This is a genomic window from Flavihumibacter fluminis (assembly GCF_021491375.1).
In the GTDB taxonomy this organism is placed as follows: domain Bacteria; phylum Bacteroidota; class Bacteroidia; order Chitinophagales; family Chitinophagaceae; genus Flavihumibacter; species Flavihumibacter fluminis.
The window spans coordinates 691,638-716,518 of sequence record NZ_JAKEVY010000002.1; the positions used below are offsets into that span (position 1 = coordinate 691,638).

Annotated in this window: 21 protein-coding genes; 12 read left to right on the plus strand and 9 right to left on the minus strand. The window is 45.6% G+C overall.

Annotation, left to right across the window (positions count from 1 at the left end):
* Position 1 precedes the first annotated feature (1 nt).
* Positions 2 to 3,685: a T9SS-dependent choice-of-anchor J family protein gene (locus tag L0U88_RS09260; protein ID WP_234865765.1), complete on the minus strand. Its 3,684-nt coding sequence runs from the start codon at positions 3,683 to 3,685 to the stop codon at positions 2 to 4.
* Positions 3,686 to 3,779: 94 nt separating this feature from the next.
* On the opposite strand from L0U88_RS09260, the gene L0U88_RS09265 reads away from it, so the two are divergent.
* Positions 3,780 to 5,042 carry a NupC/NupG family nucleoside CNT transporter gene (locus L0U88_RS09265; protein WP_234865766.1) on the plus strand — a complete coding sequence of 421 codons (1,263 nt, stop codon included), beginning with the start codon at positions 3,780 to 3,782 and terminating at the stop codon, positions 5,040 to 5,042.
* A 3-nt stretch (positions 5,043 to 5,045) separates the two neighbouring features.
* Here L0U88_RS09265 and L0U88_RS09270 read toward each other — a convergent pair whose 3' ends face one another.
* The 3 genes from L0U88_RS09270 to dnaE form a co-directional block, all read right to left on the minus strand.
* Positions 5,046 to 6,818: a carboxypeptidase-like regulatory domain-containing protein gene (locus L0U88_RS09270; protein ID WP_234865767.1), complete on the minus strand. Its 1,773-nt coding sequence runs from the start codon at positions 6,816 to 6,818 to the stop codon at positions 5,046 to 5,048.
* A gap of 168 nt (positions 6,819 to 6,986) precedes the next feature.
* Positions 6,987 to 7,304: a thioredoxin gene (gene trxA / locus L0U88_RS09275; RefSeq protein WP_234865768.1), complete on the minus strand. Its 318-nt coding sequence runs from the start codon at positions 7,302 to 7,304 to the stop codon at positions 6,987 to 6,989.
* A gap of 101 nt (positions 7,305 to 7,405) precedes the next feature.
* Complete coding sequence (gene dnaE / locus L0U88_RS09280; protein WP_234865769.1) at positions 7,406 to 11,047, minus strand: DNA polymerase III subunit alpha; 3,642 nt, start codon at positions 11,045 to 11,047, stop codon at positions 7,406 to 7,408.
* 85 nt (positions 11,048 to 11,132) lie between these two features.
* On the opposite strand from dnaE, the gene L0U88_RS09285 reads away from it, so the two are divergent.
* Entirely contained in the window at positions 11,133 to 11,807 is a 675-nt protein-coding gene (locus L0U88_RS09285; protein WP_234865770.1) for a C40 family peptidase, read from the plus strand.
* Here L0U88_RS09285 and L0U88_RS09290 read toward each other — a convergent pair whose 3' ends face one another.
* Entirely contained in the window at positions 11,808 to 13,469 is a 1,662-nt protein-coding gene (locus tag L0U88_RS09290) for a M1 family metallopeptidase (protein WP_234865771.1), read from the minus strand. It lies immediately after the preceding gene.
* A gap of 41 nt (positions 13,470 to 13,510) precedes the next feature.
* On the opposite strand from L0U88_RS09290, the gene L0U88_RS09295 reads away from it, so the two are divergent.
* Positions 13,511 to 15,151 carry an ABC transporter substrate-binding protein gene (locus tag L0U88_RS09295; RefSeq protein WP_234865772.1) on the plus strand — a complete coding sequence of 547 codons (1,641 nt, stop codon included), beginning with the start codon at positions 13,511 to 13,513 and terminating at the stop codon, positions 15,149 to 15,151.
* 47 nt (positions 15,152 to 15,198) lie between these two features.
* Positions 15,199 to 15,963, plus strand: coding sequence for an acyl-CoA desaturase (locus L0U88_RS09300; protein ID WP_234865773.1), 765 nt, complete (start codon positions 15,199 to 15,201; stop codon positions 15,961 to 15,963).
* Between the two features lie 69 nt (positions 15,964 to 16,032).
* Here the strand turns inward: L0U88_RS09300 and msrA are convergent, their stop codons facing one another.
* Both msrA and L0U88_RS09310 read right to left on the minus strand, forming a co-directional pair.
* Positions 16,033 to 16,716: a peptide-methionine (S)-S-oxide reductase MsrA gene (msrA, locus tag L0U88_RS09305; RefSeq protein WP_234865774.1), complete on the minus strand. Its 684-nt coding sequence runs from the start codon at positions 16,714 to 16,716 to the stop codon at positions 16,033 to 16,035.
* Between the two features lie 74 nt (positions 16,717 to 16,790).
* A complete protein-coding gene (locus L0U88_RS09310; protein ID WP_234865775.1) occupies positions 16,791 to 17,246 on the minus strand; it encodes a YqaE/Pmp3 family membrane protein in 456 nt (151 codons plus the stop codon).
* A 60-nt stretch (positions 17,247 to 17,306) separates the two neighbouring features.
* Between L0U88_RS09310 and prfB the strand changes: the two genes are divergently transcribed.
* From prfB to L0U88_RS09340, 6 genes are all read left to right on the plus strand, one after another.
* Positions 17,307 to 18,405, plus strand: a protein-coding gene (gene prfB, locus L0U88_RS09315) for a peptide chain release factor 2 (RefSeq protein WP_353620644.1) whose coding sequence is annotated in 2 segments (ribosomal slippage) — positions 17,307 to 17,357 and positions 17,359 to 18,405 — 1,098 coding nt in all. Because the reading frame shifts where the segments join, the coding sequence is not laid out codon by codon here.
* A 16-nt stretch (positions 18,406 to 18,421) separates the two neighbouring features.
* Positions 18,422 to 20,053: an L-glutamate gamma-semialdehyde dehydrogenase gene (gene pruA, locus L0U88_RS09320; RefSeq protein ID WP_234865777.1), complete on the plus strand. Its 1,632-nt coding sequence runs from the start codon at positions 18,422 to 18,424 to the stop codon at positions 20,051 to 20,053.
* A 90-nt stretch (positions 20,054 to 20,143) separates the two neighbouring features.
* The gene (gene pyrR / locus L0U88_RS09325) at positions 20,144 to 20,665 is read left to right on the plus strand and encodes a bifunctional pyr operon transcriptional regulator/uracil phosphoribosyltransferase PyrR (protein WP_234865778.1); all 522 of its coding nucleotides are present in this window, start codon (positions 20,144 to 20,146) and stop codon (positions 20,663 to 20,665) included.
* A 19-nt stretch (positions 20,666 to 20,684) separates the two neighbouring features.
* Positions 20,685 to 21,623, plus strand: coding sequence for an aspartate carbamoyltransferase catalytic subunit (locus L0U88_RS09330; RefSeq protein ID WP_234865779.1), 939 nt, complete (start codon positions 20,685 to 20,687; stop codon positions 21,621 to 21,623).
* Between the two features lie 5 nt (positions 21,624 to 21,628).
* Positions 21,629 to 22,102, plus strand: a complete 474-nt coding sequence (gene coaD / locus L0U88_RS09335; RefSeq protein WP_234865780.1) for a pantetheine-phosphate adenylyltransferase — start codon at positions 21,629 to 21,631, stop codon at positions 22,100 to 22,102.
* A gap of 2 nt (positions 22,103 to 22,104) precedes the next feature.
* The gene (locus L0U88_RS09340; RefSeq protein ID WP_234865781.1) at positions 22,105 to 22,539 is read left to right on the plus strand and encodes a hotdog fold thioesterase; all 435 of its coding nucleotides are present in this window, start codon (positions 22,105 to 22,107) and stop codon (positions 22,537 to 22,539) included.
* Here L0U88_RS09340 and L0U88_RS09345 read toward each other — a convergent pair.
* Positions 22,529 to 23,113, minus strand: coding sequence for an NUDIX hydrolase (locus L0U88_RS09345; RefSeq protein WP_234865782.1), 585 nt, complete (start codon positions 23,111 to 23,113; stop codon positions 22,529 to 22,531). The two genes, L0U88_RS09340 and L0U88_RS09345, sit on opposite strands and share 11 nt — an antisense overlap.
* A 122-nt stretch (positions 23,114 to 23,235) precedes the next feature.
* On the opposite strand from L0U88_RS09345, the gene pyrE reads away from it, so the two are divergent.
* Together pyrE and L0U88_RS09355 are read left to right on the plus strand one after the other, a co-directional pair.
* Positions 23,236 to 23,871 (plus strand): orotate phosphoribosyltransferase, encoded by a 636-nt coding sequence (pyrE, locus tag L0U88_RS09350; protein ID WP_234865783.1) that lies wholly within the window; start codon positions 23,236 to 23,238, stop codon positions 23,869 to 23,871.
* Between the two features lie 27 nt (positions 23,872 to 23,898).
* Positions 23,899 to 24,264, plus strand: coding sequence for a heavy-metal-associated domain-containing protein (locus L0U88_RS09355; protein WP_234865784.1), 366 nt, complete (start codon positions 23,899 to 23,901; stop codon positions 24,262 to 24,264).
* A 96-nt stretch (positions 24,265 to 24,360) separates the two neighbouring features.
* Here L0U88_RS09355 and L0U88_RS09360 read toward each other — a convergent pair whose 3' ends face one another.
* Positions 24,361 to 24,795, minus strand: coding sequence for an LEA/WHy family protein (locus L0U88_RS09360; RefSeq protein ID WP_234865785.1), 435 nt, complete (start codon positions 24,793 to 24,795; stop codon positions 24,361 to 24,363).
* Positions 24,796 to 24,881 lie beyond the last annotated feature (86 nt).

Sequence of the window (24,881 nt, forward strand, 5' to 3'; positions counted from 1 at the left end):
CTTATCGGGTGGTCTTTATGATTTTCGTAGTACGAGCTCTGTTCGTGTAGATCAATCGCACATAGTAGGTACCTGCTGCCTGCCTGCGGATGTCCACCGGGATATAACTACTGGCATTTCCGTTATAGGAAGCGGACCAGACTGTTTGTCCCGCTGTATTAACAACTTCAATGCGGCGAAGGTTCTCAAGATCCCGATAATGCCGCACCACCAGCTGTCCGTCGGTAGGGTTCGGAACCACGAGGTACCCCTGCTCTTTTAATATCGGCGGCAAAGTTATGCTATAGAGCTGGATGTTATCCAGGTAAAGATTGTTGCCCTGCTGGTTGATATTCCTGAAAAATACCTGGAAAGGTTGATTCGCACTGACCAATCCTGTTAAATCAATGGAATCAGTTCGCCAGTGACTGCGTAGAGAAGGTACAAACTCTACTGTTCCGGGTGTATTGGGATCCGTTATGGTTTGGAGATCCTGGCCCCACTGGCTGAATAATAGCACGGAATCCCGCCCACAGTTGGTTGTCAGCCAGATTTCAAGTGTATCTGTAGGCGATCCTGCTGGTTTTGACGACAAGTAGGCAAGATCAAATTTCAGGAATACAGAATCAAAGTTTCCTGTAAGCATGGGCGGTAAAAAAAGTTCATCCCTGTCTCCCGGTACCGGGTTGATATAATTCCTCATAAGGGCGGATCTCAATCCGGTAGTTGCCGGCCCGGCTGCCACCTGCCACCCCGGAGTACCTTCCCGGCCTTTTACAGCCAGGTTGGGAGGTGGGAAATCGCCCTGTTCAAAGCTTTCTGTAACCGGTAAACTGGTTGTTTCAAACAGGAAGAAGTTGCTGACAAGCGTATCATTGGCCGGCAGCAGATCGGGCTGGTTATTGGGCCGGTCTGTATATACCACAAAGCGATTGTTTCCATTCGCAAACCCAATAAAACTGCTGTCATAATTCAACTGGAAACTACCTCCGGAGGGTATGTTGAGGCCGGTAATGGTTCGGCTGACCACGGTCTGCTGATTCAGTTGTAAGAAGATCCGGAAACTGTTAATGGCGGTACGTCCGCTGTTTACCAGTTCAATAACCGGACTAAATTGATCTGAACAGAGCCGGTCTTCAGGTTGCAAAATACTGCGTACCGAAAGATCACGCAAGGGCAAACTGAAAGGAGCCAACTGAATATCATCGAGGAAAATGTTCTGACCGAATTTATTAACGCTCACAAATGCAAAACGAACATTTCCGGCACCATTGAATCTACTAACCGGAATGCTGATTCGATTATTCCTCCATTCTCCTGCTGCCGGTATCCAGTTCAGATCACCGGTGGTTCCAGTGGTAGATGCCAATCCGGCTCCTCCTTCCTTCCAGACCAGTTCCGTGAAACTGTTTCCGCAATCGAGGGAAGCCATCAGCATCAGGGTGTCTGCAAATTCAGCAGAGTTGGAATAGGGTTTATAAGCATGCGCAAAACGAACAATGACGGAATCAACATTATTGAGCTGCATGGCGGGTGCGATCAGGTAATCCAGATCACCCGGACTGTTATAATTGAACACATTCAGAAAAGCGGAAGCTGTACCACTGTTACTGGCAAGTGTAGAGCGTGCCCAGGTTATACTGCCGGTGTTTGGATTCAATACATTCCAGCGGGCAGGAGGGAAGCTAGCCCCTTCAAATCCCTGCGTAATAGTACCAGTAACAGGTGGTTGTAAAATAAAATCAACCGAAAGACTGTCATTGAAACTACGCTCATCTGCCACACCGTTCGGCTGGCTTACAAATACCTGGAGCCGGTAATTCCCTTCAGTGCTAACAGTAATGGGTAGTTGAAGATTTACTGTTTGGCCAAATGCCAGGTTTCCATTGTAATTGATAAATTGAATCGCACCATTGTTGAGTCGCCAGTTAATACGGGCGCTGGTTAATGGCAGGTTTCCGCTGTTGGATAGCTGTATGGTTGCCTGGAATCCGGTGGCAGTACAAAAAATCTGACCGTTTAACGGAGCATTGATCGCTGCGAGTTTGGCATCGTTGTTTTTATTCGGCGCCAGCTTGATGGCGGCTACTTTTGTTTTCCAACCACCCTGGGAGCCGTACATGGAGGTGAGCCAGAAAATCGAATCTTCCAACGGATCGGGTGCAATCATGTTGTAATCGCCCCACCGCGATGAAAAGGTTCCATAACCGGATCCTGTAACGATGGATGTTTCATCCGCCGGCAGGGTGCCGGGAGCATCATTCTGATTTCTTCCGGTTACCCGAATAGAGGGCCAGAGTGTACTGGAAGATGCATTGTAAACAGCTGCAATTTGTCCCAATGCATTTATATTCATGGATGGGTAAAAACGATGAGTGGCATCAGGAGAATAGGTGCCCTCCTGGTGGAGGGTCCAGTTTGATCCGGATCGCCTGAGTTCATGCCAGCGAATGCCAGCCACACCCGGATTACCAGCGTTTACCGTATGATAAATCAGAATGGATTCATGGGTTGGGAAACGGCGGTAAATGGGTTTATCCATCACGAAATTGGTGGTGGCCATCAGGCGATTGTTATTACCGGGAGTGGTAATACAAGCCTGGAAATATCCTCCATCCTCGCAAATGGTGGTATTAAAGGGGGCAGTTAAAATAGAGCCTGCATTCGTTAACCGGCTGTTTGCTACGTTGTTGAAATCAACCTGAAAGGATAGCAGACCAATACTGTCGACATCCGATTGGGTGGTGCGGGCATCATCATTCCGGTAAGCAAATAAACCAGGGCTACCGGCATCCGGCATTTCTGCGCCGAATGCATTCACTGGCGCGATGCCATCATATTTATTCACATCCGCGAGGCGAACCCTTTGCATCTGGATATTGGTTTCCCCATTCAGCATCTGGTTTTTATTGAATGCAAAAAGGGAGTTCCCTGCAAATATGTTCTCGGGCAAACTGAAATCCCGGGATGTTGCATACCAGGCATCCGGCCAAACTGAAATTTTGGGGTAATCCGGAAAGAAACTGGCGTCGGTAAATTTGTAAATATTCCAGGCCCCCAGTGGGTCTGGGGTTTGAGAAACATAAAAAATCAGGGTGTTGATATCGCCGCTTCCAACGGGGGTGCCGAACTCCATCATCACAAAACGATTGGCATATTGATCGTACAAACAGATGCCATCACCCGCACCGCTGTAGCCCGAGGCTTGAGTAAGGTTATCAAGATAAACCGGCTCGGTCAATTGGGCTCCAGCTTTACTAAACACCTGGAAATAGGCGCCTGATGGGCCATTTACCATCTGGATAATATGATTGGGACCTACACAAATTGTAGGATCAGCCGGGGTAAGTTCTGCGGCTGACATGCCTTCACTGTTCACACTTATTTCCGGCGACAATATGATGGAGGAGGAAAGCGGTTGGGGTTGCCTACCGGGTTGCCCGAATCTCAAAGGATCTTCCTTGAGGTAGAGCGCAGTAGGGTCTTTTGGAGGGCGGGGGCCTTTGCGTTTACCCCGGTTCCAGAGTAGTCCGTGCCGGTCGCGAACAACCGTATTTTGCTTGCCGGGAGGGATGACCAGGTTGCGTATGGTAGGCGTATTTCCGATCTTCTGGCCCATGCCCGATCGGATCACGGGTTGCTGCGCCTGAAGGGAAGCAAATAAACCCTGAATACAACAAATAATAATAAATAAATTCTTGAGCATGAACAGCTTTTCCCTTGGCCGAAATACAAATATAACTTACAGAAGCCAAGGATTGAAAAAACATATATCTTGCTGCCACTAAAAACTGCTGTTCATGCATCGATTCCAGGGTCTCATTGGTATCGTTCTCATTTTAGGGATCGCTTATTTATTCTCCAATAACAAAAAGAAGATCAATTTACGGGTGGTAGGCAGCGGAATTGCCTTGCAATTACTGATTGCCATCCTGGTTTTGAAAGTGCCGGCTGTTACCCGGTTTTTTCAGTTATTGGGGAAAGGCATGGAAAAGATAGAAATATTTGCCAGGAAGGGGGCATCCTTCGTATATGGCGGAATTGCTACCTATCAGCCAGATGGCACAGTTGGAAATTATGTGGCAGGCGGATTTGTTTTTGCCTTTAATGTTACGGCCACAATCATCCTGGTTTGCGCACTGGTAGCCGTTTTTTATCATTTCGGGGTCATGCAGCGTATTGTGGCTGTGATCGCCAAAGCCATGAATTTTGTGATGCGGGTAAGTGGTGCGGAAGCCTTGAGTAATGTGGCTTCTGCATTTGTTGGCCAGGTAGAGGCACAAGTTATGATCCGTCCTTATCTACAAACCATGACCCGAAGTGAACTGCTGGCCAGTATGAGTGGAAGCCTGGCCTGTATTGCGGGTGGGATTCTGGTTGTTTATGCCAACATGGGGGCACAGGCCGGATTGGATCTTGCTCCCAAATTGATTATGGCAAGTCTGATGGCAGCTCCCGGCGCACTGGTGATCTCTAAAATTGTATTCCCCGAAACCGAAGAAAGCCAGACCATGGGTAGGGTGAAACTGGAGGTTAAAAGCCATTATACTAATGTGGTAGATGCTATTTCGCATGGTGCAGGTGATGGATTCAAAATTGCCATGAATGTTATTGCCATGCTGATTGGGTTTATTGCCGTGATTGCCTGTATTGATTGGGTACTGATCAAAATCGGACATATTTTCAACCCGGAGTTTGAACTCAGCCTGAATTATATTTTCGGAAAGATTTTCTATCCTTTCGCATGGGCCATGGGAGTACCCCTGGATGATGTTGACAATGTGGCTACCTTACTGGGACAAAAACTTACCATCAATGAGTTCGTAGCCTTTCAGAACCTGACCAACCAATCTGTGCCAGTAGTATCTGATAAAGGATTGCTGATCGTAAGTATTGCAATTTGTGGTTTTGCTAATTTCAGTTCGGTTGGCATGCAGATCGGTGGTATCGGTGAAATTGCTCCGGGAAGAAGAAGTGATCTCGCTAGGCTGGGATTAAAAGCCCTGCTCTGCGGAACCCTGGCCTCTTACCTGAGTGCTACCATTGCTGGCATCCTGATGTAAACCTTACTGGTTTCGGATTACTTTGAACCGAAAATTAAAGGGCAGGGTACGATTGCTGCTTAGATCACGCATATTCCCGTTTGCAGTTCCTTCAATGTATTCTCCCACCTTTCCGAACTGGGTGATTTTAACCAGCCAGGTACCTGCACTGGTAAGCTGTGTTTTATTCTGGCTGAACTTTAGTGTAGTTACGGGGTATTCACCGGGGTTTTCATTACCTGAAAAACTCAGGCTGAAAGCAACAGCAGTTGGATCATTTGCTTTGTAACAGTTGATCACATAGGTTCTCTCACCATTCGCTTTAGCCTGAACCAGTGAATCGGTTGGAGCTTGCAAGAGATAATTGGTTCCGTTCAGCGTATAGCTGATATACTGCATGTTTCTTTTATTACAGGTGCTCAGTAACCCGAGGTCAACCGATCCTGTAGAAACTTCCATCATGATTGAATTACTTTCCTGGTTGCCCTCTTCATCCACTGCCGTTATTTTCGCATAGGTATTGGTGTTATAGCAGCGATTCAAGTTCAATTGAAAATTGCCGTTGTTGATACTGGCTTTGTATTGCTGACCATCAATTACCACATTCACCCAGCCCTTGTAAACCGGAGCTGCTTTGCAGTTTTGCACTTTGCCTGAAAGTACCAGGTTGTTTCTGCCAGTAGTACCGGCCTTAATAGTGCCGAGCCAGTTGTTGGAAGAACCGGTATTGATTTGCTGACTTGCCAACACTTCATCACAGGAATTAATGATGCGGATTTCCATTGCCTGGTTGCTCGGCGCATTCATTAAAAGATCCCCTTTATTGTTCGTGTGAACAGGGCTGCCAAGCAGTTGTTTTCCATCCGCCGTATACAATTGAATTCGGGCAAAAGAAAATGCTTCACCGGCTATATCGGTAACAGTAGCCTTAAGAGGAGCAGCAGGAAGTGCTGTACCTACAGCCCATGTTGAAAAATGCGGAACCTGGGCGATATAAAAATTTCCATCGCGGCGGGCTTTCCCTTCTTCTTTCCACTCGGTGCTGATGGGGTCATAGGACCAGAGAGAAACTGCTCCTGGCAGATTCATCTGCCTGGTTGCGGGAATGGGGAAACGCACAGTTGCAGCTTTACCTGTTTTCAACTGAAGTTGTTGACCTGCGTCACCGGTTAATTCGGTTACCACTGCGCTTATAAATTGGATAGATACTGCTTTGTTTTGTAAGTCTCTGCCCTTGGACCCAGGAATTACTCCATAAAAGGTTGGGTCATCTGAATCTTTACTGAAGGCGTTTGCCTGTACGTTTCCTGAATACTGCTGCCCATTTGCTGCTTCTGCAATAGCATCCGGACCAAACTCAATCCCTGAACCGGATGGCAAGGTATAGGATCCACCACTGGCGGCTGCAAAACGTACACCGCTGTTCAGGGGCTCCAACTGCATCCGAACATAATGTTCTGTTTCCGGCATCACCTCAAACCCTTTGTACTCGCGGAAAAAACCGTTTACCGAAACCTCCACCAATCCGCTGTTGGGTTTTACCCGAATGGACGAAAACCGATAATTTCCATTGATATCAGTGGTGGTTACATGATTTCCGGAACGTACCACTGCGCCAGCTACCGGGGCAGTCTGCTGATCCGTAATCCTCCCCTGAAGGGATATAGTAACCAGTTCCGTTTCTGTGGATTTGCCTACAGGCGGGAGATCTGCCTGTTGATCGGGCTTTGTACAGGCATTTAACAGGACAGCGCAAAAAAGCACAATCCAGCCTTTACGGATGATTGGATTTGACATAGGGTATGAATCTTAATCTTGAACGACCTTAAACTTCAAATAGTATGCCGTAGACGCCAGTTTCCTGCCATTCGTCGAATAAATTCTGCGGTCATTGACCCGGATCAATAAAAACTAAGAGGTCCCCCTTATGGAAGACCTCTTATTATCCCTGGTATCTGAATTTTATCAGATATGAGCTTCGATTTTCTTTACAAAATTGGACTTTGGTTGAGCTCCAACCAGCTTGTCAACCACCTGGCCGTTCTTCACGAACAGGATTGCCGGAATGGAAGTAATGCCATAATTAATGGAAAGTTGCGGGTTATTGTCCACATTTACTTTTCCGATCTTAACCTTTCCATCGTACTCTTTGGAAAGTTCTTCGATAACCGGACCAATAGCGCGGCAAGGGCCACACCATTCTGCCCAAAAGTCAATAACACTTAATTTATCAGACTCCAGTACTTCAGTCTGGAAATTGGAATCGGTGAATTCTAAAGCCATGATTCTGTATTTTATGATGTTTATTTGATAACTCTTTAAACGCAAAAATAGTTCCGTTGGTTGAAAGGGGCTGTTATGACATAGCCAATTGTTAAGTACTGTTAAGTTGTGTCAATTTTTACCTCGATTTCAGGTCTGCCCTGAATCCAAACCGCCAATTCGTCATTCATATTGAGTCCCGGCCCAAGGCTGTACAAACTTGTTAACCGCTGGTTCTTTACATCCATCAAATTGATTCTCAGTGAAGTGCTTCCGCCTTTGTACTTGACCAGGTTTCCTTCGAGGAAACTGATCATTTCCTCCGTTACATGCCTTGGTTCCACAAAGAGCGTTACCTGCTTGGTCATACCATGTTTGATGGATTCCAAAAGGCTGATCCGCTCCACTTTGAACTCATATTTATCGGAATTGAATCGGTTTTTAAAGGACCCTACTACAAAGATAATCTTGCCCTTTTCAAGGTAGTCCTTGAATCGCATGTAATCATCGCCCCATAACATGATCTCCGTTTTGCCGGAGTAATCTTCCACACTCAAAGATCCAAAGCTTCTACCGGTTCGGGTTTGCCGGTGTTGACCGTCCAGTACGAGACCTGCCAGACGGTATTGCTTACCGCTTGCCTGAAGGGTAGTGCTTTCGAGCACTTCCAGGAATTCCGAAATCGGTGTAATGCCGTAATGTTTCATCTCGAACCGGAAATTATCCAGGGGATGTCCACTCATGAAGATGCCCGTTACTTCCTTTTCCTTCTCCAACCGGTCTGTCAGAGACCAGAGATCACAGGCTGGGATTTTGGGGGCCGGGATGTCCAGTACAGCAGGCAGATCACCAAATAAGGTGTTGGTAGTACCCTGCGACTGAGCCTGGTAAATATTCCCGTATTTGATGATCTTTTCGAGGCCCGTGCTGGTATCGCCCTGCGGGATAAAAAAATACTGGGCCCGGTGCAGTTCGGGGAAACAATCAAAGGCACCCGCGTAGGCCAGACTTTCCAATGTTTTTTTGTTTACCGAACGCTGATTGATACGTTTGATCATATCGAAGATCGAAATGTATGGACCGGCCTGTGCTCTTTCACTGATAATGCTGTCTACCGCTGCTTCTCCAACGCCTTTCAATCCTCCCAGGCCAAAACGGATGGCACCTTCCCTGTTCACAGCAAATCCCTTTTTGGATTCGTTGATGTCCGGTCCCAATACCTCCAGTCCCATACGCTTACACTCTTCCATAAAGAAGGTGATTTTTTCAATACTGCCGGCGTTATTTAATACGGCCGCCATGTATTCAGAGGGATAATGGGCTTTCAGGTAAGCGGTCTGATAAGCCACAAATGCATAACAGGTGGAATGCGATTTATTGAATGCATATTGAGCAAATGCTTCCCAGTCTGTCCAGATCTTTTCCAGTTTGTCTTTGGGATGGCCTTTTTTCATGGCGCCTTCCACAAACTGGGCTTTCATTTTGTCCAGTACTGCTTTCTGTTTTTTACCCATCGCTTTTCGCAGTACATCGGCATCCCCCTTACTAAATCCGGCAAGGCTCTGGGCCAGCAACATTACCTGTTCCTGGTAAACGGTGATACCATAGGTTTCCTGGAGGTATTCGGCCATTTCCGGCAGGTCATAAGCAATTTCTTCCCGGCCATGTTTTCGGTCGATGAAATTCGGAATATAAGCCAAAGGTCCCGGTCGATACAGGGCGTTCATCGCAATCAGGTCAGCAAACTGGTCGGGTTTCAGATCGCGGAGGTACTTCTGCATACCCGGACTTTCAAATTGGAAGGTCCCGATCGTGTCTGCCCGTTGATAGAGTTCAAAAGTGGCTTTATCGTCTAATGGAATATCGTCGATCACAATATCCACCCCATGATTCTCTTTGATCATGGCGAGGGCATTTTTGATAATGGTCAGGGTTTTCAATCCCAGGAAGTCCATTTTGATAACCCCTGCATCCTCAATGATGCTGCCTTCGATCTGGGTTACCAGGAGATCAGAGTCTTTGGCGGTACAAACCGGGATGATGTTCATCAAATCATCCGGTGCGATGATGATACCTGCTGCATGCAACCCGGTGTTTCGGACAGATCCTTCCAGGCGTTCCGCTTCCTGCAAAACATGTGCTCTTAAATCGGTGCCGCTGTAAATCGCACGAAGTTGGCGCACATTCTCCATGTCTTCCGGCGCCAACTGTTCCTTTGCTTCCAGTGATTTTTCTCCGTCTTTTTCCGTGAGCGGTGCTTTCAGTACCCGACCCAGTTCAATGCCCGGTTTATCCGGCACCAGTTTGGCCAGGGCATTCGATTCCGAAAGTGGCAGATCCAAAACGCGTGCTACATCCTTTATACTCATTTTGGCGGCCATGGTACCATAAGTAACGATTTGTGCTACCTGGTTTTTGCCATATTTCTGAACCACGTAGTCAATCACTTTCTGTCGGCCGTCATCGTCGAAATCGGTATCGATATCGGGCATGCTCTTACGATCCGGGTTCAGGAATCTTTCGAACAGCAGGTTGTATTTGATTGGATCAATATTGGTGATCCCGATACAATAGGCTACCGCACTACCGGCTGCTGAACCGCGGCCCGGTCCCACAAATACGCCGAGATCTCTTCCCGCACGGATGAAATCACTTACGATCAGGAAGTAGCCGGCAAACCCCATGGTCTTGATTGTAAACAATTCAAAGTCGAGCCGTTCCTGGATATCAGGGGTGATATCCGTGTATCGCATCTTTGCACCTTCATAGGTCAGGTGACGGAGGTATTCCCACTGGTTGAGATTGGAATCTGCGTGCACCTGAAATTCTTTTGGAATCGGGAAGGCAGGTAGCAGGATGTCTTTCTTGAGGTTCAGCAATTCTACCCGGTCAACGATTCTATTGGTGTTGTCAATCGCTTCCGGAATATCGCTGAAAAGCGCCGACATTTCTTCCGTGCTCTTAAAGTAAAACTGATCGTTGGGAAATTTAAAACGACGGTTTTTTACTGCTGCATCATCGTTCACAAAGTCATCAAAGCCAGGCGTGCTCTGCTTTTCACCTGTGTTGATGCAAAGCAGGATATCATGCGCATTTGCATCGTCCTTATCCGTATAGTGGCTATCATTGGTTGCGATAACCGGAACATTGTATTTTTTTGCAAACTTCAGGAGTGTCTGGTTGATCTGTTCCTGCTCCTTCATATTATGGCGCTGCAGTTCGATGAAGTAATCTTCGCCAAACATATCGAGCCACCATTTGAATTCTTTTTCTGCCGCTTCTTCTGATTCGTGCAAAATGGTTTGCGGTACATAGGCGCCAATGCAACAGGTGGTAGCGATCAGGCCTTCGTGATACTTCTCAATGAGTTCCTTATCGATGCGTGGATATTTGGAATACATGCCTTCCGTATATCCGAGAGAAGTTAATTTGATCAGGTTTTGATAACCCACTGCGTTTTTGGCCAGCAATACCTGGTGATACCGTTCGTCTTTCTGTTCTTTGGTAAAGGTTTTACGATGACGGTCCTTCACTACATAGAACTCACATCCCACTACGGGTTTTACAAGCGGTTTGCCATCCTCACCCTTGTGCTTATAGGCTTCGGATACAAATTCAAAAGCACCGAACATATTGCCGTGATCTGTAATGGCAATAGCGGGCATATTGTTCTTGATCGCTTTTTTATAAAGTGACTGGATATTGGCCGCACCATCCAGCAGGGAATATTGGGTATGGCAATGAAGATGTGAAAACCTGGACATAGTCCTGCAAGTAACAAATTTTTACCGCCCGCCCGTAAAATACTAATTCGTTATTTTTGCACAGTTGTTTTTAAAATTGATATTCTTGAGTAAAATTGTTTATATAATCAGCGCTGCATTTCTTATGGTAAGTTGTGGTGCTACGAAGTCTCCGCAAACCAGTGGGGCATCGCCAACCGTAAAGCGAACCAAACCCAGTGTCCCCGGAGATCCACGCTTTATTGATGGTATTACAATGACGCCGGGAGAGGAAGGTCCTTCTGATCCCAATCATCCCAATACCGGCTGGTTCGGATCTCCTGCTGAGGCAAGGTCTACTGGTGTATACGGAAACATTGAAAACAGTACAGAACTGCATTTTAAATATGCTGTATTACTGGATCAACCGGTGGAATACCTGACCAATTTATCCTTATTGCAATTTATAGAAGACTGGTATGGAACCCGTTACAGGTTTGGAGGCAATACTAAACAGGGTGTGGACTGTTCAGGATTTACCTGTAATCTGTCCAATTCCGTTTTTGGTAAAACCCTTCCACGTACTGCCCGTGAGCAATACGATGCTGCACAAAAGATTCCCGTTGAATACCTGCAGGAAGGTGATCTGGTTTTCTTTAATACAAGGGGTGGGGTTTCACATGTTGGCATTTACCTGGCCAATAACAAGTTCATTCATGCATCCACATCCAATGGGGTTGTCATCAGTGATCTGAATGAAGAATATTACCGTAAACGATTTATTGGTGCAGGGAGACTTTGATCAGGGAATTTGTTTTACCGTGATATAAAAATTGGAATCCGGCAATAGTCCGGATTTTATTTTACCCGGATGTTTTTTCCATCCGGTGCCCGGATGAATCCAATGCTGTTTTTCATTGAACTCCACTTTTATGGGCATGTCAAAACCAGCCACGCAGTTGGTCCAGCGATAGGAGAGGTGTCCTTTATGGATTTTGTATTCCAGTACCGGTATTTGGATGGTACGCAGGTACTGATCGAAAATTTTATTAAAATCCTTGCCTGCAAAGCGATTGATATATGCTTCAATTTCAGCGGAGGTCGTGGTCTGGTGGTAATAGGTTTTATTCAGGCTCCGTAACAGTTGCCTGAATTTTTCATCATCACCCATGATCTGGCGGATGGTATGAATTACGCTGGATCCCTTTGAATACATATCACCGCTACCTTCTTTGTTTACGCCGTATGGACCAATAATTGGAATATCGTTGTCAATATTTTTTCTGCTGCCAATCTGGTATTCATTCCCTGCCTGCGCATTATTCTGGCATTGCGTGAACAGGGTTTCACTATAGTTGGTAAAACCTTCATGCACCCACATGTCTGCAATGTCTTTGGTGGTGATATTGTTGCCAAACCATTCGTGACCGGTTTCATGAATGATGATGAAATCCCATTTCAACCCCCAACCGGTGCCCGAAAGATCATTTCCCAGATAGCCATTTTTATATTGGTTTCCATATGCAACAGCACTTTGGTGTTCCATGCCCAGGTGGGGCGATTCCACCAGTTTGTAACCATCTTCATAGAATGGATAGGGGCCAAACCAGTGCTCAAAACACTGAAGCATGGGTTTCACCTGCTGAAATTGTTTTTTTGCTTTTTCCAGGTTTTCTTCGAGTACCCAATAATCGCAGTCCAGTTTTCCTTTTTCACCATCAAAGGTTTCCGAGTAATGTGCGTATTTGCCAATGTAAGGAATGATGTTATAGTTATTGATCGGGTTTTTAACTTCCCAGGTGTAGACTGTCCGACCGCTATCCAGGCTCGATTGGTTGATCAACCGGCCATTCCCAACCGCGGTTAATCCCTCTGGTGCAACAATCCGCAATTCTGCACCTAGCTCCGGTTCATCACTCTGGTGATCTTTGCAGGGATACCATACCGAAGCACCCAGCCCCTGGCAGGCCACACTCATCCAGGGATTTCCGGACTTATCCTTTCTCCAGATCCAGCCACCATCCCAGGGGGGACGGATGGCTTCAGTGGGTTTGCCGGAGAAGTGTACCACAATTGTCTGGTGTGTTTTTTCCGGAAATCCACCTGGAATGTTTACAAAAAAATGATTGCCATCCCGGGTATAGGTAAATTGCCGGCCATTTGATTCGATGCGATCAATCTGCATGGGTTGTTGCAAATCCAGTTGCATCAGGGTATGATTTTTTACTACCTCTATATTGAGTTGTACATACCCTTTAATGGTTTTAGCGGCATAATTGGGTTCCACGTAAATCGTATACTTTTTCACATCCCACCAGGTGCGGTTTTCGTTTAAGCTTCCCCGTAAGCTATCCTGGCGTGTGATGGCCTGGTTACCGGATAAAGGTTGTGCAAAAAGGAAAGTGGAATTGGTAACAGTTGCCGCCAAAAGGAGAAAAAATATACGCTTTAACGTAAGTTGCATAGTGAACCGAATTTTCAATAAATATACTCGCTTCAATCCGGATGCGCACATATAGGAATTACCGTTTATGTATTTGGATCTTCCTGATAAGCCTGTGTTGCTGGTCATGTAGTTCCAGGGATGCTGGAGACGCCGGTTATTTTTGTTACAATGAATCAACCGGCATCGCTAGCCTGGATCCTGCATTTGCCAAAAACCAGAGTATCATGTGGGCGGTGCACCAATTATACAACACACTGGTGGAGGTGGACAGCAATCTGCAAATCAAACCTTCATTGGCAATCCGGTGGGAGATCAGTGAAGATGGGTTGGTGTATCGGTTTTTTTTAAGGCCCGATGTCGTTTTTCACGATGATCCCTGTTTCCCGGGAGGTAAAGGCAGGAGGATGCTGGCATCAGATGTGGTGTATAGCCTGCAGCGGATTATGAACCCGGCAACAGCCAGCAGCGGAGCCTGGATATTTAATGACCGGGTTAAAGAGAAAGATGGTTTTCTAGCTGTAAATGATACTTTACTCGAAGTGCATTTGATCGCACCTTTTCCCCCAATACTTGGCATTTTAAGTATGCAGTATTGCTCTGTATTGCCAAAGGAGGCGGTGGATTTTTATGGCCCTGATTTCAGATCGCATCCGGTTGGAACCGGGCCGTTTCAGTTTGTTGCACTGGAAGAGGGACAGGCTCTTTTAATGAAGCGAAATTCATCCTATTTTGAAACGGATGAAAGGGGCAGACAGTTACCCTATCTGCACGGCATCAAAATAAGCTTCAATGACAGTAAGGCAACTGAGTTTTTATTGTTCCGCCAGGGTAAACTACATTTTGTAAATGATATTGATGCTTCCTTCAAAGATGAGATACTGACAAAAACAGGACTCCTGCGAAAAGACTGGGAAGGGAAAATCACACTTAATAAACATGCTTACCTGAATATTGAGTACCTGGGTATATTGGTGGATAGCAACAATGCTCTTGTTAAAGTTTCTCCACTTCGTTTAAAAGCTATCCGACAGGCTCTGAACTATGGTTTCGATCGGCGTAAACTGATGCTCTACCTGAGAAACTCCATTGGTATTGCCGCTGAATCAGGGTTTGTTCCAGCGGGCCTTCCCTCTTTCGATTCACTGGAAGTGCGGGGTTACAGGTTTGATCCGATAAAAGCACAAAAACTATTAGAAGAAGCTGGATTTCCGGGCGGAAAGGGATTGCCTGAAATAAGATTACTTACTGTTCCTATTTACAGTGAACTGGCAAGTTATATTGTTCGCGAATGGCAGGAACTTGGCATACCCGTTAAAGTGGAAGTGGTACAGAAAAGTTTTCTGTTGGAGCAGACGGCTCAATCACAGGCATTGTTTTTCAGGGGCAGCTGGATTGCCGATTATCCGGATGCAGAGAATTACCTCAGTGTTTTTTATGGAAAAAATCCTGCACCACCGAATTATACGCGTTACAATAATCCTGCATTTGATCGGTTGTATGAAAAAGCACTAACAGAAACGAACGATAGTTTGCGTTTTGAGCTCTACCGGCAAATGGATCGGATGATTCTGGAAGATGCGCCCGTGGTGCCACTTTGGTACGATGAGGCGATTCATCTTGTTCAACCTTTTGTTAAAAATTTTGAACCAAACTCACTCAATTTACTGGAACTCAGAAGGGTGGAAATTAACGAAAACTGATTTCAAATTAGTGTATCTTTGACCCTCAATATTTTCAACATTCAGAGATGACGGTTATTTTAATTTTCTTTTTTTCTCATTGGTTTTTGTCCCTGTTCTTTCACACATTCTTCCTGCATCGGTTCGCTTCCCATCAGATGTATACTACCAGTAAAGGTTGGGAACGCATGTTTTACCTGATGACCTGGTTTACCCAGGGATCTTCCTACCTGGTTCCGCGTGCTTATGGTGTTATGCATCGTATGCATCATGCCTACAGTGATACAGAAAAAGATCCGCACAGTCCGCACTTCTTTAAAGATGTTTGGGGCATGATGATGCATACCCGGAATATATACAACAGTTTTGTTACTCGTACAAATATGCCGGATGCGGAGTTTACCAGCTCCTATCTGCCGGTTTGGGAAAAACTGGACCGTTTTGCGGATCACTGGCTAACCCGTTTAAGCTTTGGAGTAGCGTATACATTGATCTATGTGTATTTCGCACCCAGCTATTGGTGGTTCCTGTTGTTGCCTATCCATTACCTGATGGGACCCGTGCAGGGCGCTATCGTAAACTGGTGCGGTCACAAGTATGGTTATGCGAATTTTAAAAATGGGGATCATTCAAAAAATTCAGAACCCTGGGGTATTTTCTTGCTGGGAGAATTGTTTCAGAACAATCACCATAAGGATGGAGAGAATCCCAACTTTGCCCGCAAATGGTTTGAACTGGATCCTACTTTTTACGTGATGCGGTTCATGAACTTTATTGGTATCATTAAATTGAAACCTGCTGTTATTGAACGTGGTCATCACCACCATCATTAATAAAGATATCATTCAATAAAAAAGCCGGGCTTCTTCAGGAGCCCGGCTTTTTTATTGAATGATAAAATCTTATCTGTTCTTCGTTTGTACCTGTGTGTTACGTTTTAATTTATCCTTAAATACTTTTTCGAATTTCTCCAGTTTAGGACGTATTACAAAATAACAATAGGGTTGTGATCCGTTGTTCAGATAATAATTCTGGTGATAATCTTCGGCCACATAGAAAGCTTTGAACGGAGCAATTTCAGTTACGATTGGTTTATCCCAGGCGCCGCTTTTTTCTAATTGCTCTTTATAATAAAGTGCTTTCTTTTTCTGATCATCGTTATGGTAGAAAATGGCACTTCGGTACTGCGGTCCAACATCATTTCCCTGCTTGTTCAGCGTAGTTGGATCATGGGTTTGCCAAAATACTTCCAGCAATTCATCAAAAGTGATCATGGAGGGATCAAACACCACCTGGATTACTTCTGCATGACCAGTATTCTTTTCTGAAACCTGCTCATAAGTAGGATTGACTACATGTCCGCCAGAGTACCCGGAAGACACTTTGAGTACACCCTGTAATTGCTGGAATACAGCTTCCACACACCAGAAACAACCGGCGCCAAGGGTAGCGGTGTCAGTTACCTGCTGGTAACCAGCATAAACTACATCATTGCTCATAGACCTGTTAGGGTTTTCTTTCTGCGCGCAACTGCTGCTTAGTAGCAGGTAACAGGACAGTAAAGAAAACGTTGTAAAAAGTTTCAAATGCGACATTTTAGTTCAACACGATTGGACCTGCAAGTTACAACCGCAAGTGCTGTTGGGGTATGGATAAAACGTTAAATTACCTCAAAGACAACCAGGAGGGCCAAACCTGCTGCAAGCAGCCAGAAGAAAGGCAGGGCGGAAAATACGATCAGTCCGGTTGCCAGCAATGCAATACTTGCCCAGAAAGGCCAGCCAAGGGTCCGTTCCTTCAGGTATATAGCAAGTGGTGGTACCAGAATACCCAGAATAATCAGCAGAACCTGGCTGGCATCTGCCTCATCTGCCTGGCCACGCCGGAGGTCTTTCCTGTACTCACGCAAAACCGATTTGGCTGCTTTAAAACGTGATTTACGCTCTTTTCGGTCAAGTGATCTGAAGGCGTCCAGCTCCTTTTTAAGATCCGGGGCTGAAGAGGTTGCGGTTACCTCATTGGGTTCCGAAAGGGAGGGATGGGCTGCTGAAAGAGGTTGTACGAATAGAGTGGTCATGCCGGTCAAAAGCATGATAACAGCTGATTTCCAATACATAAAATAGAATTGAAGGTATGAAAATAGGACTTTTAGCATATACTCTTATCTTTGCGCGCTATGACACAGGAACAATTGAAATCATTACGGGAACGGGTTACTGTTCTAAGGAGGTTTCTTTGACGTCGCTAACCGCGAAGCAAAGATCCAGCAGGATAAACAACTGACCCTGGCTCCTGGTTTTTGGGATGATAACCAGCGGGCCACTGCCATTTTAAAAGAAATCAAAGTTCACGAATACTGGCTCGAACTGTTTCATTCTGTTGAAACAGCGGTAGAAGATTTTGCCGTTTTGTTCGAATTCTGGAAAGCCGGTGAGGCTTCAGAAGAAGAAGCACGGGAAGCCTACGACAAAGCGCTTGAAAACATTGAAGAGGCAGAGTTCAAAAGTACTCTTAATCAGCCCGAGGACGAACTGCCGGCGGTGGTTCAGATCAACAGTGGAGCCGGCGGAACCGAAAGCCAGGACTGGGCCCAGATCCTTTCCCGTATGTACCGAATGTATGGTGAAAAGCAGGGTTGGACAGTTACTGAGCTCGACTGGCAGGATGGGGACGGCGCAGGCATTAAAAGTGCCACTTTCCAGTTTGACGGTCCTTTCGCATACGGTTTTCTCAAAGGAGAAAGCGGCGTTCATCGACTGGTGCGGATATCGCCTTTTGATTCCAATGCGCGCCGCCATACTTCTTTCGCTTCCGTATTTGTTTACCCGCTGGTTGATGATACCATTGAAATCGAAGTGAAGGACAGCGAAGTGAAAATGGAAACTGCCCGAAGTGGTGGTGCCGGTGGGCAGAACGTAAACAAGGTGGAAACCAAAGTAATGTTGACGCATATCCCAACTGGTATTGTTGTAATCTGTCAAACGGAGAGAACCCAGTTAGGCAACCGGGAGAAAGCCATGCAGATGCTGAAAAGCCGTTTGTATGAAGAAGAATTGAGGAGGAGAGAAGAAGCCAAAAATTCAGCCAATGCCAGCAAGAAAAAAATTGAATGGGGAAGCCAGATAAGGAGTTATGTATTCCATCCGTATAAAATGATTAAAGATCACCGGACTGATTTTGAAGTAGGTAACGTGCAGCCGGTGATGGACGGAGAACTGGATGGATTCATCAAGGCTTACCTGATGAGTCAGAAAGAAGAAGAACCTGCCAGCTAACACAAAAACACATACCATGAGTATTGGAACTTTCTCTTATCCACTACCCGTGAACGAGCCCGTTTTAAATTACGCGCCCGGATCACCGGAAAAGCTTCGCCAGAAAAAAGTACTGGAGGAGCTCAAGAAAAAAGAAGCAGATATTCCCATGTATATCGGAGGAAGAGCAGTTAGAACCGGTATCCGGATCGCCATCAATCCTCCGCATGAAAGAGCTCACGTGCTTGGCTATTTTCACCAGGGAGATAAAAAGCATGTGCAGCAGGCCATTGATGCAGCACTCAAAGCGAAAGCTTCCTGGGAAGCGATGAGTTGGGAAAACCGTGCTGCCATCTTTTTGAAAGCGGCCGATCTGATTGCTACCAAATACCGTCCCTACCTGAATGGTACTACCATGCTGGGACAAAGCAAAAATATTTACCAGGCTGAAATCGACAGCGCCTGCGAAATCATCGATTTCCTACGCTTTAATGTTCATTTTTTAAGTGAGATATACAAGCAACAGCCTATAAGTGCTCCGGGTATCCATAACCGTTTGGAATGGCGCCCTCTGGAAGGATTTGTACTCGCGATTACACCGTTTAACTTTACAGCTATTGGCGGTAACCTGCCAACATCTGCTGCCATGTGCGGAAATACCGTTGTGTGGAAACCAGCCAACACGCAGGTGTATTCTGCACAAATGTTCATGAAAATCCTGATGGAAGCCGGTCTGCCGGATGGAGTAATCAATCTGATTTATGTAGATGGACCAACTCTTGGAGAAGTATGTTTCCAACACCGCGATTTTGCAGGTGTACATTTCACCGGATCCACTGGTGTATTTAATCAGATCTGGACAACTGTTGGAGCCAATATTAATAAATACAGAACCTATCCCCGTATCGTTGGTGAAACAGGTGGTAAAGATTTTGTACTGGCGCATCGTTCCGCAGATCCGGATGTGGTGGCAACTGCCCTGGCAAGAGGAGCTTTTGAATTCCAGGGACAGAAATGTTCCGCAGCCTCCAGAGCCTACCTGCCTTCCAATATTGCGGATGCGGTGAAGCGTAAACTGATCGCGCAGATCGAAACTATGAAAATGGGTAGCGTGGAGGATTTCAGCAATTTCATCAATGCGGTGATCGATGAGAAGAGTTATGATAAGCTGAAAAAATATATTGATAATGCGAAGAAAGATCGAAAAGCAAAAATCCTGGTGGGTGGGAACTGCGACAAACGTAAAGGATTTTTTATTGAGCCAACCGTTATAGAAGTGCGTGATCCGAAATACGTAACTATGTGTGAGGAACTGTTTGGGCCTGTACTTACTATATATACCTATGATGCGGATCAGTTTGAAAAGGCATTGACCCTGGTGGATACGACATCAGATTATGCACTGACTGGTTCCATAATTGCACAGGACAGAGCCGCGGTTGAATTGGCGGTGAACCGGTTGAGAAATGCTGCAGGTAATTTTTACATCAATGATAAACCAACCGGTGCAGTTGTAGGTCAACAACCCTTTGGTGGTGCCCGTGCCAGTGGAACCAATGATAAAGCCGGTTCTATGCTGAACCTCTATCGTTGGTTAAGTGCAAGAACAATCAAGGAAACGTTTAATCCTCCTACAGATTATCGGTATCCGTTTTTACAGGAGAGTTGATTTATCAGATATATTTGATCCGGCTGCTGTTACAGGCAGCCGGTTTTTTTTAACGGGGTTGAAGCCTTATTTTAGCGTAAAATTGAGCGAGTGAAAACCATACTCAGTGAAGATCAGATCAATTTAACGGTAAAAAGACTGAGTCATCAGATTTTGGAGAACTGTCCGGATTTGAGCAAAGCCTGTATCATAGGGATACAACCCAGGGGTAAATGGTTGAGCGACCGGATCATTCGGGAAATCCGATTGATTTCTCCGGCTTCATCTGTTTCGTATGGAATCCTGGATATAACTTTTTACCGGGATGATGTTCGCAATGAGATACGCCTTGCCAACGAAACGGATATTCCGTTTTCCATTGAAGATAAACAGGTGATCCTGGTGGATGATGTATTGTATACTGGCCGCACGATCCGTGCCGCCATGGATGCGCTCCTGGATTTCGGTCGCCCGGCCAAAGTGGAACTCTGTGTTTTGATAGATCGGAGGTTTAGTCGCGAGTTGCCCATCCAGCCTGATTATGTAGGTAAATCCATAGACTCCATTATTACCGAAAGGGTGAAAGTAGGCTGGAAGGAAAATGAAGGAAAGGATGAAGTGGTATTACTCTAACAATTAACTTTGCACCCTAATGCAACTAAGTACAAAACATCTGCTGGGCATTAGAGAGCTGGTTCCACGGGACATACAACTGATTTTAGACACGGCCACCCAATTCAAGGAAGTTTTACAGAGACCTATCAAAAAAGTTCCCTCGTTGCGTGATGTAACGATTGTGAATCTTTTTTATGAAAACTCCACGCGTACAAGAATTTCATTCGAGTTAGCCGAGAAACGCCTGAGTGCGGATACCATTAATTTTTCAGCGAGTGGTTCTTCGGTGTCCAAAGGAGAGACGCTGCTGGATACGGTGAACAATATCTTAAGTATGAAAGTGGATATGGTGGTGATGCGGCATAGTGCCAGCGGAGCACCCCATTTCCTGGCCAAACATATTCCGGCTGCTATTGTGAATGCAGGGGATGGTATCAACGAACATCCAACACAGGCATTGCTGGATGCATTTTCCATTCGGGAAAAATTGGGAACCCTGGAGGGTAAAAAAATTGCCATCATCGGTGATATTATGCATTCCAGAGTGGCTCTCAGCAATTTATATCTATTAAAAAAAATGGGTGCGGAAGTAATGGTTGCCGGTCCGCCCACCCTGATCCCCACCTACATGAAAGAAGCCTTTGATGTTCGGGTGGAATATAATCTACAAAAGGCATTGGAATGGTGCGATGTTGCCAACGTATTGCGCATCCAGTTAGAGCGGCAGAACCAGGTATTGTTCAGTTCACTTCGGGAATACAACCTGGCTTATGGAGTAAAAAAATCACTTTTGGACCGATTGGATAAAGAGATAATCGTTATGCATCCCGGACCTATAAACAGAGGTGTTGAACTGGACAGCGATGTGGCGGACAGTAAACAATCCATCATTCTGCAACAGGTGGAAAATGGAGTAGCCGTTCGGATGGCTGTACTCTACCTGCTCGCGGGAAGGGGAGAATCACAAAACAATTAATCACCATGAAGATCTGCCTCTTTCCCGGGACGTTTGATCCCATTACACTGGGCCATGTGGATATTGTAACGAGAGCCTTGCCGTTATTTGATAAAATCATCATTGGTGTGGGCCTGAATGCTGCCAAAGCGCCGATGTTTTCAGCGGAGCAAAGACTTTTGTGGATTAAAGAGATTTTCAAGCATGAACCCAAGGTGGAGGGCGCTTCTTACGAGGGCCTAACCGTAAAGTTTTGCCAGGAGATCGGTGCCAACTTTATATTAAGAGGTATACGATATGTAAGCGATTTTGAATATGAAAAAACAATCGCAGACGCGAACCGTACCCTGGATAAAAATATTGAAACCATTTTTCTGACGGGAGAACCCAAATATACATCGGTAGCTTCTACCATTGTGCGGGATATCATCCGTAACAACGGCGATGCCTCTCCCTTTATACCAGCTGCAGTATTTAATAGTTTACAACAAAACAGTTGAGCATGCCTGTTATATGGTTTAATCCAGAATTGCGCCTGGCTGATTTGTTGCCGCTTGGCCAGGGTACAATGGGTGAACACCTGGGTATTGAGTGGATGGAGCTTGGGGAAGACTTTATCAAAGCCCGGATGCCTGTTGACCATCGGACCAAACAGCCTTATGGTTTGCTGCATGGCGGCGCCTCTGTTGCACTGGCGGAAACCCTGGGCAGTGTAGGAGCTGCATTATCAGTTGATCCAACCCGTTATATAGCCGTGGGAATGGAAATCAATGCGAATCATATACGATCCGTTCGCGATGGGTTTGTAATTGGTACAACCCGGCCGGTTCATAGGGGTGCAACCACACAGGTATGGGAAATCCGGATTGATGACGAGCGAGGCAAGTTGGTATGCATAAGCCGCCTGACGGTTGCGATCCGAAAAATCACGGGTTGAGTTTTTCAAGCACGTCCAGGATGGAAGGGAAGCTGTTTTCTTTGACCTTGTCCCACTGATCAGTCGCCAGCCAATTGATTTCGGTGATCTGTTCTTCCTGTTGCGGGATCAGTTGCTGTTGTCCCCCTGCTTTCATTTCATACCAATAGGATTCTTTCAGTATGTGTTTTCCACTTTCATGGTAGGTATGATAGGTGGTAAGCAAATGGCGAATCAGGTGGGGCGCTTTTATGCCGGTTTCCTCTTCTACTTCCCTGACAGCGCATTCCTCAATGGTTTCTCCATCGTCTAATTTTCCTTTGGGCAAATCCCATTTACCCCGACGGAAAATAAAGAGCAACTCTTTCTGATCGTTCCAAACGGCACCCCCTCCGGCTTTCAGTACGGTGAATTTTTTCCAGAATGTATGTTGAAGGGAATTAAGGTCGGAGTGCAGCAGGATACCTGCCTTAAATTTCGGCAATTCAATTTCATGAATCAGGGATCTTATCGCCGGGGCGCTGTTTTCTTCAAGGAAAATAACATCATCCTTGTGCAACAGGGGCTCCAGCTCAGCGCTTATCGAATCACACAAAAAAACAGGTTTATTCCCGAAATAGATTTTGATGTACATAACTTTACAGGTCAGGCAGGTTTAGCTCGTCCAAATATAATCAGATCATTGAACCAAGCCTGACCGACACCTAAATTGTTGACATGAAATCAAATGAAAAGGCGATAGCCGAGAAATTGTTACAGACGAATGCCGTTCGATTGAGTCCGGAGCAGCCCTTTACCTGGGCAAGCGGTTGGAAAAGCCCGATTTACTGCGATAACAGAAAGGTATTATCTTTTCCTTACATCCGGGATTTTATCAAGTCTGAAATGTGCAACCTGATATTCGAACGTTATCCGGATGCGGAGATGCTGGCAGGTGTGGCAACAGCAGGGATTGCCTGGGGCGCAATGGCCGCAGATCAGTTGAAGCTGCCTTATATCTATGTTCGCCCCAAGCCGAAAGAACACGGACTGGGAAATCAAATTGAGGGGGCTTATGAACCCGGACAAAAAGTTGTAGTGATTGAAGATCTGATATCTACCGGAAAAAGCAGTCTGCAGGTAGTGGATGTGTTGAAAGCGGCCGGGTTAGAAGTGCAGGGTATGGTATCTATTTTCACTTATGGATTTCCGGTAGCCGATGAAGCGTTTGCAAAGGCGGAAGTTCCTTTTCAATCGCTCACGAATTATAATCAACTGATCAGCCTGGCCCTTGAAAAGGGAATGTTTGACCGGAAGTTGGAGCCGATACTGTTAAAATGGAGGGAAGATCCCGCAAACTGGACAGGAGTTTAGTAAATTAGTACATATAAAAAATCGAATATGAAGAAACTATCCGTAATGCTGTTATTCCTTTTTGGTATTTCAGCCGGACTTCTGGCTCAGTCTAAAAAAGCGATCCAGACTGTAACCATTAAAACTCCAAGTGTGCAGTGTGAAAGCTGTAAAAAGAAAATTGAATCCTTCCTGGCCAGGGAAGAGGGAGTTGAAAAATCTGTGGTAGATTTTAAACGCAAGACAACCAAAGTCACTTTTTATACGGATCGCACCAATATTGAAAACATCAAAACGGCGATTGCCAATGCAGGGTATGATGCCGATGATGTAACCGCTAATGAGGAGTCTTATCAAAAATTACCGAAGTGTTGTAAGAAACCTGAAGATGGTGGTGGGATGAAAAAACAGTAGATAGTATTTATTCTAATATATCCGGTTCCGTTTGGAACCGGATTTTTTTTTCCCTCCTTACGCCGGCGTGAATGCCACCTTCAAGTGGACGATGTATCACCATTCGATTTTTTGCTTGCCCTGGTAATTGACCGGAATATTCATAAAGAAGCCGGATCGTCCCATCCGGATGGTGCCATTCACTTTAATATCCAGTTCATCATTCATGAGCAATGTCAGTGCATTACCAAGCAGTTGCTTCAGATTGACCTTCATCTGAACTGGCACATAAAACGTATCCTTTTTTGGAATTCGGATCAATGTGTCCAAAACTGTATTACCAACCGCCCGGTCATTAATGGCAATTGCGAGGTCTGCCCTCCGAAATTGTAACTCATAATTATTTGGGTTGTAATATTTCAAATCTGCCGAAACGACAGTTTCCTTCATTCCAATTTTTCCCAGACTAAAGTTTTCCAGTGCCTGGTATTCCGGAATCTCGGGTTGCCGGCAAGCCATCATGCCTGAAAAGGAGAGGATCAGAAAGACCATTAAAGGCGATTTAACGCCGGATTTAATTGAAGGTATCATTTGCAGGCAAAATAGGGGATTTGCCGTTTATGCGCAAATTCAATTGA

What these genes read in the sequence shown, in the direction of transcription:
- L0U88_RS09290 (WP_234865771.1), bottom strand. Translation starts at nt 13,469, where the DNA reads ATGCAACTTACGTTAAAGCGTATATTTTTTCTCCTTTTGGCGGCAACT.
- L0U88_RS09330 (WP_234865779.1), top strand. Translation starts at nt 20,685, where the DNA reads ATGCAACTAAGTACAAAACATCTGCTGGGCATTAGAGAGCTGGTTCCA.
- L0U88_RS09360 (WP_234865785.1), bottom strand. Translation starts at nt 24,795, where the DNA reads ATGGTCTTTCTGATCCTCTCCTTTTCAGGCATGATGGCTTGCCGGCAA.
- trxA (WP_234865768.1), bottom strand. Translation starts at nt 7,304, where the DNA reads ATGGCTTTAGAATTCACCGATTCCAATTTCCAGACTGAAGTACTGGAG.
- coaD (WP_234865780.1), top strand. Translation starts at nt 21,629, where the DNA reads ATGAAGATCTGCCTCTTTCCCGGGACGTTTGATCCCATTACACTGGGC.
- L0U88_RS09300 (WP_234865773.1), top strand. Translation starts at nt 15,199, where the DNA reads ATGACGGTTATTTTAATTTTCTTTTTTTCTCATTGGTTTTTGTCCCTG.
- pruA (WP_234865777.1), top strand. Translation starts at nt 18,422, where the DNA reads ATGAGTATTGGAACTTTCTCTTATCCACTACCCGTGAACGAGCCCGTT.
- L0U88_RS09260 (WP_234865765.1), bottom strand. Translation starts at nt 3,685, where the DNA reads ATGCTCAAGAATTTATTTATTATTATTTGTTGTATTCAGGGTTTATTT.
- L0U88_RS09295 (WP_234865772.1), top strand. Translation starts at nt 13,511, where the DNA reads ATGCGCACATATAGGAATTACCGTTTATGTATTTGGATCTTCCTGATA.
- L0U88_RS09340 (WP_234865781.1), top strand. Translation starts at nt 22,105, where the DNA reads ATGCCTGTTATATGGTTTAATCCAGAATTGCGCCTGGCTGATTTGTTG.
- dnaE (WP_234865769.1), bottom strand. Translation starts at nt 11,047, where the DNA reads ATGTCCAGGTTTTCACATCTTCATTGCCATACCCAATATTCCCTGCTG.
- L0U88_RS09355 (WP_234865784.1), top strand. Translation starts at nt 23,899, where the DNA reads ATGAAGAAACTATCCGTAATGCTGTTATTCCTTTTTGGTATTTCAGCC.
- L0U88_RS09310 (WP_234865775.1), bottom strand. Translation starts at nt 17,246, where the DNA reads ATGTATTGGAAATCAGCTGTTATCATGCTTTTGACCGGCATGACCACT.
- L0U88_RS09265 (WP_234865766.1), top strand. Translation starts at nt 3,780, where the DNA reads ATGCATCGATTCCAGGGTCTCATTGGTATCGTTCTCATTTTAGGGATC.
- L0U88_RS09270 (WP_234865767.1), bottom strand. Translation starts at nt 6,818, where the DNA reads ATGTCAAATCCAATCATCCGTAAAGGCTGGATTGTGCTTTTTTGCGCT.
- pyrE (WP_234865783.1), top strand. Translation starts at nt 23,236, where the DNA reads ATGAAATCAAATGAAAAGGCGATAGCCGAGAAATTGTTACAGACGAAT.